Source organism: Ruegeria sp. YTSC192 (assembly GCF_059609705.1).
Genome location: NZ_JBXWMG010000008.1, coordinates 146,769 through 159,338, shown reverse-complemented (window position 1 = coordinate 159,338; position 12,570 = coordinate 146,769). Strand labels below are relative to the sequence as shown.

General features: G+C 53.6%; 14 protein-coding genes. 6 read left to right on the top strand and 8 right to left on the bottom strand.

Going from position 1 to position 12,570, the window contains the following annotated elements:
• Positions 1-740: 740 nt before the first annotated feature.
• Together AC2FD8_RS13320 and AC2FD8_RS13315 are read right to left on the bottom strand one after the other, a co-directional pair.
• Positions 741-959 (bottom strand): GDCCVxC domain-containing (seleno)protein, encoded by a 219-nt coding sequence (locus AC2FD8_RS13320; protein WP_496856768.1) that lies wholly within the window; start codon positions 957-959, stop codon positions 741-743.
• Between the two features lie 4 nt (positions 960-963).
• Positions 964-1,287 (bottom strand): hypothetical protein, encoded by a 324-nt coding sequence (locus tag AC2FD8_RS13315; protein WP_496856770.1) that lies wholly within the window; start codon positions 1,285-1,287, stop codon positions 964-966.
• A gap of 102 nt (positions 1,288-1,389) precedes the next feature.
• On the opposite strand from AC2FD8_RS13315, the gene AC2FD8_RS13310 reads away from it, so the two are divergent.
• From AC2FD8_RS13310 to AC2FD8_RS13300, 3 genes are all read left to right on the top strand, one after another.
• Positions 1,390-1,788, top strand: coding sequence for a MerR family transcriptional regulator (locus AC2FD8_RS13310; protein WP_496856772.1), 399 nt, complete (start codon positions 1,390-1,392; stop codon positions 1,786-1,788).
• Between the two features lie 103 nt (positions 1,789-1,891).
• Positions 1,892-3,295 carry a sensor histidine kinase gene (locus AC2FD8_RS13305; RefSeq protein ID WP_496856774.1) on the top strand — a complete coding sequence of 468 codons (1,404 nt, stop codon included), beginning with the start codon at positions 1,892-1,894 and terminating at the stop codon, positions 3,293-3,295.
• Complete coding sequence (locus tag AC2FD8_RS13300; RefSeq protein ID WP_496856776.1) at positions 3,292-3,939, top strand: response regulator; 648 nt, start codon at positions 3,292-3,294, stop codon at positions 3,937-3,939. The genes AC2FD8_RS13305 and AC2FD8_RS13300 overlap by 4 nt, the downstream gene beginning before the upstream one ends.
• Before the next feature lie 75 nt (positions 3,940-4,014).
• On the opposite strand, the gene AC2FD8_RS13295 is transcribed toward AC2FD8_RS13300, so the two are convergent.
• From AC2FD8_RS13295 to AC2FD8_RS13280, 4 genes are all read right to left on the bottom strand, one after another.
• Complete coding sequence (locus tag AC2FD8_RS13295; RefSeq protein ID WP_496856778.1) at positions 4,015-4,866, bottom strand: hypothetical protein; 852 nt, start codon at positions 4,864-4,866, stop codon at positions 4,015-4,017.
• Between the two features lie 158 nt (positions 4,867-5,024).
• Positions 5,025-5,906 (bottom strand): cation diffusion facilitator family transporter, encoded by an 882-nt coding sequence (locus tag AC2FD8_RS13290; RefSeq protein WP_496856780.1) that lies wholly within the window; start codon positions 5,904-5,906, stop codon positions 5,025-5,027.
• A 165-nt stretch (positions 5,907-6,071) separates the two neighbouring features.
• A complete protein-coding gene (locus AC2FD8_RS13285) occupies positions 6,072-6,899 on the bottom strand; it encodes a cytochrome c (RefSeq protein WP_496856782.1) in 828 nt (275 codons plus the stop codon).
• A 94-nt stretch (positions 6,900-6,993) separates the two neighbouring features.
• The gene (locus tag AC2FD8_RS13280) at positions 6,994-7,461 is read right to left on the bottom strand and encodes a c-type cytochrome (RefSeq protein WP_496856784.1); all 468 of its coding nucleotides are present in this window, start codon (positions 7,459-7,461) and stop codon (positions 6,994-6,996) included.
• 86 nt (positions 7,462-7,547) lie between these two features.
• Between AC2FD8_RS13280 and AC2FD8_RS13275 the strand changes: the two genes are divergently transcribed.
• Positions 7,548-8,393, top strand: a complete 846-nt coding sequence (locus AC2FD8_RS13275) for a LysR family transcriptional regulator (RefSeq protein WP_496856786.1) — start codon at positions 7,548-7,550, stop codon at positions 8,391-8,393.
• Between the two features lie 521 nt (positions 8,394-8,914).
• On the opposite strand, the gene AC2FD8_RS13270 is transcribed toward AC2FD8_RS13275, so the two are convergent.
• On the bottom strand, positions 8,915-9,742 hold the full coding sequence (locus AC2FD8_RS13270) for a helix-turn-helix domain-containing protein (RefSeq protein ID WP_496856788.1): 828 nt from the start codon (positions 9,740-9,742) through the stop codon (positions 8,915-8,917).
• Positions 9,743-10,447: 705 nt separating this feature from the next.
• The gene (locus AC2FD8_RS13265) at positions 10,448-10,798 is read right to left on the bottom strand and encodes an ArsR/SmtB family transcription factor (RefSeq protein WP_007803330.1); all 351 of its coding nucleotides are present in this window, start codon (positions 10,796-10,798) and stop codon (positions 10,448-10,450) included.
• A 63-nt stretch (positions 10,799-10,861) separates the two neighbouring features.
• Between AC2FD8_RS13265 and AC2FD8_RS13260 the strand changes: the two genes are divergently transcribed.
• Both AC2FD8_RS13260 and AC2FD8_RS13255 read left to right on the top strand, forming a co-directional pair.
• On the top strand, positions 10,862-11,713 hold the full coding sequence (locus tag AC2FD8_RS13260) for a cation diffusion facilitator family transporter (RefSeq protein ID WP_007803328.1): 852 nt from the start codon (positions 10,862-10,864) through the stop codon (positions 11,711-11,713).
• 206 nt (positions 11,714-11,919) lie between these two features.
• Complete coding sequence (locus AC2FD8_RS13255) at positions 11,920-12,552, top strand: tyrosine-type recombinase/integrase (RefSeq protein WP_496856817.1); 633 nt, start codon at positions 11,920-11,922, stop codon at positions 12,550-12,552.
• Positions 12,553-12,570 lie beyond the last annotated feature (18 nt).

Below are 12,570 nucleotides of genomic sequence, written 5' to 3'. Positions count from 1 at the left end.
TCTCATTGCTAGCGATGCGGCTGTCGCTTTGGCCTTCCGTTTGCGACACCGAAACTGTTGCGTGGCAAATGGATGGCAAGAAATGGCCTCAGACCGGCATCTGCTGCTGACGTCATTATTGACCGGTTCAGACAATACTTCGGGTTTAGCGCTAGGCAACCGATGGAAGACCGGAAAAACTATGCGTTTGAATCTAAGTCGTCGCCTCTTTTGGTGTGCAACTTGTTTGCAATCCAGTGTGGAGGTCCGCAAAACGCATAAAGCAGTCTCCTGCGCAAACGCAGCGAATTCACACTCCGTCCGCAGTGCTCGTCTTCATCACTCTGAGGAACATGGTCTGCAATCGACCGAAAGCTGCCGAATGCATCCGCAGCACCTAAGCTGAACGGCAATGTCGGCTCGGGGCTCTTACCGCCAGTCCAAACGTACCGCAGAGAATGGCAGCGTCGAGCCCAATCTGTGAATTTGATTTTCTCGCTGCGCGCGCTCGCAGCACAGATTTTGCTGCGCGGGCATCATCTTGAACACGGCAGTGCGGCGTAAAGAGCGGCTATTGGTGCCGGGCGCAGCGATGTTTTGTCAGGCAATTCGCGAGACGCGGACTTTGCTACCGCTAGCCATGGCGCAGAGTTGTGCGAGTTTGATGGTCGCGATGCGCAGAAACCAGACTTTGCAAACTTTGGCGGACGAGCCAATGCGGACACTCAACATCTCTCTCGTATGCTGCGGTTGCGACCCGCTTATCCACAACAGCAGTCACCTAGCTGAATTGGCGGACACGGGACAGTTGCATAGGAACAAAACACACAGCAATCGCCTTCCAATGGCTTCAAAACGACATTGCATGATTTGCATTCATAAAACCACTGGCACGAGGCAGTTGGCATTCTTTCGATTTCAATGTGCCCACACTCGGGGCAGGTCAAAGTGCTATCAAGCACCGCAGTTTGTTTAGTCATTGTTTCACATCTGCATGATTAGATAGTTGTTGATTTGAAGCTCATTGAACACGATGGCCCATGCCAACACGGTGATCGCACTGTTTCCTACAAGCCACCATTTCAGATTTACCAATGTCCCGTTTCGATGCGATACGAACCACGAAACAGCGACCAGCGCTGTTGAGATGCCGAAAACATAATAGCTTGCCGCTGCTATTTTTCCGAATACCGCCAACCAACTGCCGCCCAAGCCTAACAACATCATGGCCATTGGAAGAACACAGCATGTTGCGACCCCCAGAGTGGAAACCGATCCCAAGTAGCTGAGGGTCACATAATTCTTCATCTTTCGCTCCCGAGGTACTCGATTTGATTGCGTTGAGGCACCGACATTTAAAACGTATAACTCCTGTAGTAACTACAGGATCAAAAGGGGGGGGCACTTCACATGATTGCGATAGGTGAGGCTTCCCGGCAAAGCGGGGTCGGCATAGAAACCATCCGCTACTACGAACGCGAAGGTATCGTACCAAGACCCGCACGAGCTCTGAATAATCGTCGCCTCTATTCAGCAAGCGATGTGGGAAGACTTCGATTTTTGAAGAAATGCCGCGACCTGGGATTTCCTCTATCTGATGCAAAGGCGCTTTTGGAGCTGTCAGAAGGAACTGCCGAAGACTGCCGGTCAGTGAAAGAATTGGCCGAGGCACACACTGCCAGCATTCGAAGCAAGATTGATGAGCTCAGACGCCTGCAGCACGCTTTGAATGAGCTTACAGCCAATTGTGATAGTGGTAACGTTCACTGCCCGTTGCTGCAAAGACTGAGAACGATGGATGGTATTTGACTCTGGCTACTGTGTGGAAGCTCAGGATCTGGGGTTTAGCCAGATCACGTCAGACCAAGGTCTGTGGTGCGATAACAGATTGTAGTTCATAGTCGATTTCACGATGAGAGAGAAAGTAACTGACCTGACGATTGGCAATTGGTCGTTGTCGCGAGTCTTTCTTGCGGCCAGTATCGTTGTGATGGGCACTGCTACCGCAATCGTCGGGGTCTGGGTGTCAAATCGAATTCAGAACGCAGTCGTGCAAAACTCCGCCAATTCCGCAGCGCTGTATATGGAAAGCGTAATATCCCCGCTCAGCCAGGAATTGGCACATGGCGACCGCCTTTCGGAGCAGGCGAGCCTGGCGCTGGACGAGATTTTCATGACCCAGCCAATGCGTGACCGCATTGTCTCTTACAAATTCTGGAAGCAAGGCGGAGTGATTGCGCATGCCTCGGATACAGATATCATTGGAAACCGTTTCAATCCAACGGATGATCTAAGGCGGGCGTGGAGCGGTGAAATCTCCGGCTCTTTCGAAGAGCTTGATCATGCCGAGAGCGCCGCCGAGGCGGCATTGGGGATACCACTACTTGAAGTTTACAGCCCCATCCGCGAACTCTGGTCCGGCGAAATCATCGCAGTTGCGGAGTTCTACGAAAGAGCTGATCAGCTGGAGTTAGACTTAGCCAAGGCCAGGCGAACAAGTTGGTTGGTCGTCGGTTCCGCATTTCTGGCAAGTACGATTGTTTTGTATTCCATCGTCGCAATTGGTGACGAAACAATTCGACGACAGGGGGCTCTTCTTAAACGGCGCCTGACAGAAAGTGAGAAGATGGCTGAGCAGAATGCCCTGCTGCGGTCGCGTGTGGTCGATGCGTCGGAAAGATACGCCACGCAAACGGATCGGTTCCTCAAGAATCTTGGAGCCGAGCTACATGATGGCCCTGCGCAATACCTGTCGCTCGCCGCCCTTAGACTGGAGGCGGCGTTTTCCAAAGGGTCCGAAAGGCCTAAAGAGGCAGAGGAAATTCAGCAGTCTTTGCAAAAATCTCTGGCTGAAATTCGTGCAATTTCGCGAGGGCTGTCCGCGCCGGATATCGACAGCCTGTCACTCGTCGATGTTGTGAAGAGAGCCGTAGAGGATCACGCTGAACACAGCCCGTTGCGACCGGATACTTCTTTCTTGGGTAGCCAGGCACCAGAGTTGTCATTGTCCGACAAGCTGTGCGTTTTTCGGTTCCTTCAGGAGACGCTTTCCAATGCCGCGAGATATGCTCCAGCTTCCAAGTGCACTGTTATCTCTGAGGCGCAGAGCGACTGCATAGTTGTGAAGGTCAAAGACGACGGACCTGGATTTGACAGGTCAGAAGAAACCGCGTTGCGAGACGATGGTGGCCAGGGGCTTATGGGCTTGCGAGATCGGGTCGAGAGTATTGGTGGCAGGTTCGAAGTCGCATCGAGACCGGGTGAAGGCACCACCATTGCTATGACACTCTTTCCCAGAAAGTTAGGCACATCATGACTACATCTGTCGTAATAGCTGATGATCACCCGATATTTAGGGATGGTTTGCAACGAACGTTGGATGAAGCTGATCGTTTTGAAGTTTTAGCTGCTGGGTCCAGCGCTGAAGAGGCAGTATCGCTGGTCGGCACGCATCAGCCCGACATAGCCATTCTTGACCTCTCGATGCCCGGTGGCGGGATAAGCGCGACACGTAAAATTGCGGCAATGGCAAATCCGCCCTTCATTGCAATCTTGACGGTCTCAGAGAACAGCAGCGACGTCGCGGACGCGTTGGAGGCGGGCGCGATTGGGTACATTGTCAAGGGAGTAACCGCGAGCGAATTGACTGCTTCCTTACACGGCATCGCCGCAGGTGAAGGGTTCGTTTCTCCGGGCTTGGCCTCGCGGGTATTGCTTCAAATCAACGCTGACACCGGCATGTCTATTAACAGCAGCATTCTCGATGACCTTACGCATCGTGAGGAAGAAATACTTAGACGTGTGGCCAAAGGACTTAGTAATCGTGAAATCGCTGACGAGTTAGACCTTCAGGAAAAGACCGTGAAGCACTACATGACGGCAATCCTGTCCAAGCTTCATGCGCGAAATCGGGTAGAGGCCGCGCTCATTGCGCACGATGTTTGGAACAAGGGAGATTAACTGCGGTCTCTTTGACGACGATGACGGCCCCTCACAAAGAGAAGCCGCCAACGGATCATCGCCTGGAGTTGCTGTTCAGTTAGCAACCGACTGTAACCTCCGGCGATCAGAGGCCGTCGCGTTTCTCTCAACAACAGTCCGGTTGTACGGGTCTTTCAACTCGTAGCGCCCAAACTCGATCTCCTCTTTCCAACCATTGGCATAGTTTACTTCGATATTGTTGCCCTGGCGTTCGATTTTCGTGGGTCGACTTCCAGCAGTGCCGCCTTGCCCAGAAGAACGCACATTGTCGATTGAGATACCATTTGCCAAAGACCGGAGCCTTGAGACGTCAGCACCAGTCGCGGGGCGCTCCTCAACAGTTCGGTTCTGAGCATTCTTTCTCTCGTACCGCCCGTTTTCGATCTCCTCCTTGGTTCCGTCCGAGTAACGCACCTCAATGCCGCTGGCGTTGGTCTCGACCTTTGTTATCCCAGCCGAACCCGACGGCTTGCCCCCTGCTTGAGACCGATCCTTCTTTCCGCTGCCTCTATTGGAGCGTTTCGAGTCATCATCGTCATCATCATCGTCATCGTCGTCGTCATCGTCGCGACCACTTTTTCCTGATCCCGAATTGTCGTCGCGGTCATCATCTCTGTCGTCGTCGCGATCATCGTCTCTGTCGTCATCACGATCATCATCCCGGTCATCGTCTCGGCCGCTGCTACCGGACCCTGAGTTGTCGTCGCGGTCATCATCTCTGTCGTCGTCACGATCATCGTCGCGACCATCCCCGTCTTTCCCCTTGCCGCTCTCGGCAAAGGCATATGAAGGTTCAAAATGTAGACGGCCATCGGCATCAAACGCTAGCACATACGGCGTCGCCGCAATCAACGAAGCCAACGCCGCAGTACTAAGAAGTTGACCCAGTTTTCTTTGAATTTTCATTTTCGCCTCCAATTCTGATCATCACGCTTAGTGACATTGAAGACAGGTTACTTCTGGTTCGGCTTTCCCACATCGGGCTTAGGTCTGACGAATTTCAAGCCGAACGTCTTAGTCAGATCAGTCATACTAATAGAGTTTTGCTGAGCCATGTGACCAGTTCAGTGGGAACTAACACCGTCACCCATCAACTCGTCATCTGGTTCGAGGTGAATGACAAAGACGGAACCCGGATAGAAACGATCCAATTCTTCCTCGATGTCATTGCATATATCGTGCGCCGCGCTGACTGGCATTGTGCCGTCCACAACAAGATGAAACTCCACGAAGATGACATTCGCGGATCTGCGCCCTTTGAGGTCGTGGTACTCTAAGGCTGCGCCGAGATTTGCTTCGATTGCGTTGGAAACAGTCTGCAAGTCATGGTCCGAAAGGCTCACATCCATCAGGCCATCGACGGATGCCCGAATAACTTTCCATCCTTCCCACAAGATGTTCAGTGCAACAAGAATTGCCAGAATTGGGTCGAGGATTAGCCAGCCGGTAACAAGCGCAAGTATAAGCCCCGCGATGACACCAACTGAAGTCATGACATCTGTAAAAATGTGTCGGGAGCTTGCCTCCAATGCAGGCGAACCCTCACGCCTGCCGATTTTGAGCAAAAGGTAAGCCCATGCGCCATTCACACCCGTTGCAATGACATTGACGACGATTCCAAGAAGCGGCGCATCCTCAAGATGCGGGTTTGGGAGTGCCAGTACAGCTTCTCTGATGATCAAGAACGCCGCCAGCACAATCAGTACGCCCTCGACGACAGCGGAAAGGTACTCGGCTTTTTTGTGACCAAAGGGGTGGTTTTCATCAGGGGGTTTATTGGCAACCCGAACTGCGAAATATGCCAGCAACGCCGCAACGACATTCACGGTAGATTCCATTGCGTCCGACAACAACGCCACCGAACCAGTTAGCCACCAGGCCAACAGTTTTAGGGCCAGTACGGCAATGGATATCGGAATGGACCAAAGTGCGATTTTTTGTGTCATTTGGCCGCGACCCTCAGTCAATCATGAACAGAAACTCAGGTGATTGGTGAGCTCCGATGTTCAAAACGTAAAACAGGTGTTTGGTGAAAAGGGAATAGGCCTTACGGCTTCCTACCGGCGACCAGCGACGGCATCAGATCCCCGCAGCATGGCGCCAAAGGATTGTTACTCGGATGGAGGCCCCGTCGACGAAACAGGAACAGCTTTGAGATAGGCGGCAATCGCCAAACGGTCCTCGTCCGTGAGGCGTGATGTGTTCTCGATGACGTCCGCCATCTCACCACCTGCGCTGTCATAATCCGGAGTGAAGCCGGATTTCAGGTATTCGGCAATGTCGGCCTCGGACCAATCAAGCTGGTCTGAGGTCAGGCCGGGGATACGCCCCTTTCCGCTGGGGTTTGGCGCTCCCGTCAACCAAAGATCGCGTTTCAGACCCCCTAACCCGTTGCGTGGCGTATGGCATTCGGCGCAGTGGCCAAGAGCCTCCACCAAGTACCGGCCATGTCGTTGTTGGTCGGTCAGATCTCCATCGAGCACCCAACCTGGCGGCATGAACAAATACTTCCATCCGCCCAGTCCGCGTCGAATGTTGAAGGGAAAGCCAACCTCATGCACCTCGCTTTCGGCTGCGGCCGCTGGCAGCGTGCCGAGAAATGCGTGAAGCGAAACGACGTCGTCCAATGACATGTTGGTGTAAGATGTATAAGGAAACGCTGGAAAATAGTGCTGCCCTTCGGGTCCGGTCCCATGGATCAAGGCATTGGCCAGATCCAGGGCAGACCAGGACCCAATACCAACTTGTTGGTCACTGGAAATGTTGGGGGCAATGAACGTGCCGAATTCCGTCTCAAACCGGCGACCACCGGAGAGCATGAGCTTGTCCTCACCAACCGCATCCGGCGCTGAATGACAGGATGCGCATCCCGCGGCGTGGAACACGATTTCACCTCTGGCGAGATCTGGGTTCAAACCATCGAGTTGAGACTGATCCATTCTTTGTGGTCGGGTCAGCACTAAACCGGCCAACCCAACCAAGATTGCAACGAAAGCGGTGAAAATGAAAAACCGCTTCACAGCTTTCTACCATCTAGTCTTTCGGTGCTCTGTACGCTTTGTGACATGCCGAACAGCTTCCACCCAGATCGCCCATAGCCGCTTTCAGGGCATCAACATCTTGGCCAGCCGCAGCCTGCATCGCAACGGCGGCGTCTGCCATGGCCTGCCCTTTGGCACCCACGTCGGGGAAGTTTTCCCAGATCGCAGGTAGCGCTCGGGAGGACGGATCGGATACATTGTCAGATCCCTGGGGCCACATCGCGGATTGGTCGATCTGCGTTAGTACAACAAGGTTGTTTGCAGCCCGTGTTGCGGCCTCGGCGTCATACTCCACCTCGCCTTTGGCCATGCCGCCAAGTGTACCAAGATTGAAGGCGTAGAGTTGCATGATTGAGGTTCGAGCCTTCACAGCCGGGTTTTCGCTTTCGTGGGCGATGGCAGTGCCAATTGCAGCCACTGATAAAATACCGGCCGCAATGATCGAAATTTTCTGCATCATGGTGTGTCTCCCTGTTCAATACTCCGGATGTTATCTTGAACGAATTTACTTGTAATTGTTTGTTATTGGTCGTCACTTGTTAATTTATGAACAATGAAAACTGGGATGATATTCGGTACGCGCTAGCCGTAAGCAAGTACGGTTCGTTGAACGCAGCGGCGGCGGCCCTGGGCGTTACTCATGCCACAGTACTGCGCAGAGTAGCCGCATTCGAAGAGCGCAATGGCTGCCGGATTTTTCAGAAAAGTCCGTCAGGATATTCAGTTCTGCCCGAAGCCAGTGCAATTCTCTCGGCCATGGAAAGCGTCGAAGACGCTGTGCTGTCGGTGGAGCGAGCGGTTGTCGGGGCAAACCGGTCTCCTATGGGTCACGTACGCATTACGTCTACCGATAGTCTTTGTCAGATCGTTCTACCTCGCATCCTGAACGAGATCTCACTACTTTACCCAGGCTTGAAATTGACTCTGCTGAGCCAAAATAGCCACCATGATCTTTCCAGACTGACAGCAGACATTGCTGTTCGCCCATCGATAAAGCTTGGGGACGGACTAGTCGGGCAGCGTGCAGGAACGCTGTCCTTCGGCGTCTTTGACGACGGTTTCCCAAATCGCAAATGGATGAGGCTCGACGGGGCGTTAAGCCGTTCACTTCCTGCCAAATGGCTGAAGGCGAATGTGAGCGCCGACGAAATGACCAACGGAGCAGACAGTTTTCTGGTACTACAGCAGATGGCTGCCTCGGGAGCTGGTAAAACCTTTCTGCCCTCATTTTTTGGCGACGTGGATACCCGCCTTAAAAGGTCGCAGGTCTTATGTCCTAAGATTGAGGTTCCCCTGTGGGTTGCGACGTTAGAGGAAATTGCGCAAACCCCAAGGTTTGCCGTTGTTCAGAAGGCGTTAGTTGAACGCATATCAGAAGCGCTAGCTAAGTGATTTGATGCAAAAGAGATTTTCGAGATCTTGCATTTTTGACTTTCAAAATTTGCAAAGACCAGTCGGAAATGCCCGCTTTTGGCTGCAAACAGTCCATTGGATTGGGCTTGGGAAAAGGTTTTGCGAACCAAATTAGGAACGCCCTAGTGAACTTTCGAGATTTCTGTTGTTTTCGTCATTCCTACGCAAAGAGAATTCAATGCCGACGGTTTGCCTAAACGGTGCACAGATCCACTACGATGATACGGGTGGCAAAGGAGAGACGGTCGTCTTTTCTCATGGCCTTTTGTTCAGTGGCGCGATGTTAGAAGCGCAGGTTTCTCAACTACGAGATCGCTATCGGTGCATTACTTTCGATCATCGAGGGCAAGGCAGGAGTGGCGTTGCCTTCGCAGCATATGCTTTTTTCGCCCAAGATGACGAAAGTGAGCTTCCTGGCCAAGTCGCTCGGACACTTCGCAATACCGCTAGTTCGTTTGGTTGAGCATCTCAGCCCGAAGCGGAACTGGGAACTTTCAGCGTCAACTTGGTGGGAGTGTGTTTAGGTAAGCATCTCGAAGTTTAGCACTTCGACGCCCAACAATTGAATTGGCTATATCCGAGCAATGCAAAGTCCAGACCCCGAAACCAGTGTATCTCTGGTGAGCTCCAAGAAACTTGAGGCCAAGATCCTCACACAATTGCCTGCCAAGACTGTTCACTGAGATTGCCCCAATCTCACGAATAAAGATCTCTCTTTCGAGAAGCTCTTCCAACTCTGAAACAAAACCTGAAAGGAGCAAGCGAGTTGCATTCTCATGACCACGCGCAACATAAATCGCTGGACAATATGCAAAGTAGTCCCCGGGTAGCAAAGGGCGTTTCAGAAGATCTGGCGTAAGCTCCGCTTCATCAAACAGAAGATCATAGAAATTCTTTTCGGGATCAGACTTTGGAAATATCAAGCCAACGTGTCCAACGATTTTCGACCCAAGCATTACATAGGGCCCTGACAAAAGGCCCGATTTTTGTATGTCACGCCACACCGTATCAGCGGCCGAAAAGCCACCGGGTAAGCCATCTCCATCGTCCATCTCCATGTATGCCACAGCTTGTGTTACCGCCGATGAGGAGCCACCGAATTCGTTGAGCACTTCCTGATTGTTTAACAAACGATAGGCAGACCCTGAATGTTGTGCTCGCCCGGCCTCCCAATCCTTTCGGCAAGCGACCATATCCGCCGAGCTCCAACCGAGCTTTTCTTGCAGCTGGTACTCAAGGTCACCACGGATATACGACAGCGAGCGCTCATATTTGCTAATGGCGTCAACACTTACGTTGAGCATTACCGCCAATTCTTCTTGGGTCATACGGCCATGGCGACCGCTGCCAATTCGATGGGAACGTAGTTTCTGAGCAAAAAGAGACGTCCAATTTTTCATTTTGGTCTTGGGAACTGCTGGGTTCAACGGAGCTAGCATGCCAAAAATCCACGCTTTGCCCAAGCTTCTTACGGGTTTCTTACAGGTCTTTACGATTGTGGTCCGTGGGTTTCAGCCACGGGCTCCGGCAGCGTGAGCATCGTCGACCTTTGTTATGGAGAAAGACTATGCCCTACTGGACGATACCCTTTGCGTCACTTTTTGAAATGCTATGCTTTGCGGGACCGCGTGGTCGAAAAGGTCATGGACGACGAGCAAAAGAGGCAAGAAAATAGAACTAATAGGCAGTCGATCATGATATCGGGGCTCAGCAAAAACGTTCAGCTTGCAATGCCCTTATGACCCGCATTGCTCGCAACACTTGAATTGCAAAGTTGGATATTAAAGGTCCGCTTTGGGCTGCCACCTGTCATTAATGTGAAAAGTAACGAAAGGCGACAACGAGCCCAGAGCCGCCGTCGACCGAGCTTTGGCCCTTTGCGCTTGCGGCGCGTCGAGATCCGTAGGAACCGGACATTCCCTCTGTGTCTCGCAGGTGGCGTTGATGCGGACAAAGGGTGCATTCGCTGCGGATGCGCAGATGGCTGCTTCAGGTTTGGCGCACCGATAGGACATTGCAGCAGGTCGCGCCGGTTAGTCCGTATAGCTTTGGCAGGCATCAACTCCGTTGGCTGTCGAGGCAAGTAGCTGATCTGCATCACGGATGAGATCGGCGACCCGCCTGTCCGCCAGACGATACCGAACGAAGCGGCCTTTGCTGCGGCGACTGACCAGCCCGCATTCCAGCAGACAGCGCAGATGGTTCGAGACGTTGGGCTGACCCAAACCCGTATGCCCGACGATTTCCTGCACGTTGCGTTCGTCCGACACCAGCGCATCGAGGATCGTCAGACGGCTGGGATCGCTTAGGCCCCGGAAGAGCTTTGCCCGCAGTTCCAGTGTATCGGGTGCCGAAAGATCGTCTTGAATGTTTTGCGCTGTCATATCATTATCCACTGATACGTTAGCAGCGTACCTTTTCGCCCGCCACCACAAAAAGGATCGCACATGAGCCAGCCCGATAACAGCAAGTTGGCGACAGCCTCCTCCCCGATCCGAATGCGGGTGCAAGGCATGGACTGCGCGAAAGATGCCGCCGAGATCGAGCGCGCGGCCCGGTCTGCGGGCGTGGCCGAAGGCGACGTGAAAGTGTCCGCCGCCACCCACATCATGACATTGCGGATCGCGGACGGCGATCTGCCGAAAGTGCGGCCCGCGCTCGACGCGACCGGCTACGGTTTCGAGAAGATCGAGGACGGCGATACATCGTCCGATCCGGCCTACAAGGACCCGAGCTATCGCCGCGCGCTCTGGATCGTGGTCGCGCTCAATCTCGGATACGGCGTGGTCGAAATGTTCGGCGGGTTCCTGTCCGGTTCGCAGGCGCTGAAGGCAGACGCGCTCGATTTTCTGGGCGATGGTGCGATCACGTTTCTGGGCCTGCTCGCCATCGGCTGGAGCCTGACATGGCGGGCGCGGTCGGCGATGATCCAAGGCGTGTTTCTGGGCCTTCTGGGCCTTGGCGTTGTCGGCAGCACGCTCTGGCGTGTCCTCAACCAGACCACGCCAGAAGCCGGGTTGATGGGAGCCTTCGCGGTAGGTGCGCTGATCGTAAACATCCTCGCGGTGCTGCCGCTGCTAAAGCACCGCAAGGGTGATGCCAATATGCGAGCCGTCTGGCTGTTCTCTCGCAACGACGCCATCGGCAACCTCGCCGTGGTCATCGCCGCCGGGCTGGTCGCGTGGCTTGGCAGTGCATGGCCCGACCTGATCGTCGCGTTCGCGATCGCGGGGCTTTTCCTGCATTCGTCGTGGATGATCATCCGCGATGCCCGGAGTGACTTGGTGGAAGCTGACTAACTCCATCATGGTGCGACGCGCCGGACGAAAGCCGACATTCGCGCGCCCCGCAGCATCGGTGAGTCTGGGCTCTGTGCGGACGAATGCACTGGCAGAGAAACAGGATTCCAACAACTTCGGATAAACGCCATTCAGCTGGATGCTATGCTCTCTTTGTCAGCGCGGTGCTGATGTCTGGGTTTGGAGGGAGGATTGGAGGGCATATTATGCCAAGAGTCCAACTTCCCGCAGTTACCCCAAAACACAAGGCCTGGAACAAGGGCCGGATCATCGGCCAAAAACGTCCCCTTCTGCCTAAACAAGTGTGGGCCATCCGGGCGCGGCTTGAACTTTCGGGCTATCTTCGTGACCTTGCGCTGTTTAACGTTGCGATTGATAGCAAACTGCGCGGCTGTGATCTGGTCAAACTCGCTGTGGCCGATTTGGTCAAAGATGACCGCGTTCGCGAACGCGTTTCAATAGTCCAGAGTAAAACCAAGAAACCCGTTCAGTTCGAACTCACTGAAAACACAAGAGATACCGTCATTGCGTGGGTGCGATCACCTGAGATGATCGGGTGCCGGTTCATGTTTCCGAGCCGTTTCCACGACCGCCCGCATATCTCAACACGTCAATATGGTCGACTTGTTCGTGACTGGGTTACAGCGCTTGGCCTGGAACCCAGCGGATACGGAACACACTCGATGCGCCGAACCAAAGCTGCGGAGATTTACCGCAAGACGGGGAACCTCCGCGCCGTGCAACTTTTGTTAGGCCATACGAAAGTCGATAGCACAGTGCGTTATCTGGGCGTTGAGCTGGAAGATGCGCTAAGCATTGCTGAACGGATCGACATCTGAACGAAGTTGGCGTGCGGC

Coding starts and splice junctions, on each gene's coding strand:
- AC2FD8_RS13320 (WP_496856768.1), bottom strand. CDS start 959: ATGACTAAACAAACTGCGGTGCTTGATAGCACTTTGACCTGCCCCGAG.
- AC2FD8_RS13315 (WP_496856770.1), bottom strand. CDS start 1,287: ATGAAGAATTATGTGACCCTCAGCTACTTGGGATCGGTTTCCACTCTG.
- AC2FD8_RS13310 (WP_496856772.1), top strand. CDS start 1,390: ATGATTGCGATAGGTGAGGCTTCCCGGCAAAGCGGGGTCGGCATAGAA.
- AC2FD8_RS13305 (WP_496856774.1), top strand. CDS start 1,892: ATGAGAGAGAAAGTAACTGACCTGACGATTGGCAATTGGTCGTTGTCG.
- AC2FD8_RS13300 (WP_496856776.1), top strand. CDS start 3,292: ATGACTACATCTGTCGTAATAGCTGATGATCACCCGATATTTAGGGAT.
- AC2FD8_RS13295 (WP_496856778.1), bottom strand. CDS start 4,866: ATGAAAATTCAAAGAAAACTGGGTCAACTTCTTAGTACTGCGGCGTTG.
- AC2FD8_RS13290 (WP_496856780.1), bottom strand. CDS start 5,906: ATGACACAAAAAATCGCACTTTGGTCCATTCCGATATCCATTGCCGTA.
- AC2FD8_RS13285 (WP_496856782.1), bottom strand. CDS start 6,899: ATGGATCAGTCTCAACTCGATGGTTTGAACCCAGATCTCGCCAGAGGT.
- AC2FD8_RS13280 (WP_496856784.1), bottom strand. CDS start 7,461: ATGATGCAGAAAATTTCGATCATTGCGGCCGGTATTTTATCAGTGGCT.
- AC2FD8_RS13275 (WP_496856786.1), top strand. CDS start 7,548: ATGAACAATGAAAACTGGGATGATATTCGGTACGCGCTAGCCGTAAGC.
- AC2FD8_RS13270 (WP_496856788.1), bottom strand. CDS start 9,742: ATGACCCAAGAAGAATTGGCGGTAATGCTCAACGTAAGTGTTGACGCC.
- AC2FD8_RS13265 (WP_007803330.1), bottom strand. CDS start 10,798: ATGACAGCGCAAAACATTCAAGACGATCTTTCGGCACCCGATACACTG.
- AC2FD8_RS13260 (WP_007803328.1), top strand. CDS start 10,862: ATGAGCCAGCCCGATAACAGCAAGTTGGCGACAGCCTCCTCCCCGATC.
- AC2FD8_RS13255 (WP_496856817.1), top strand. CDS start 11,920: ATGCCAAGAGTCCAACTTCCCGCAGTTACCCCAAAACACAAGGCCTGG.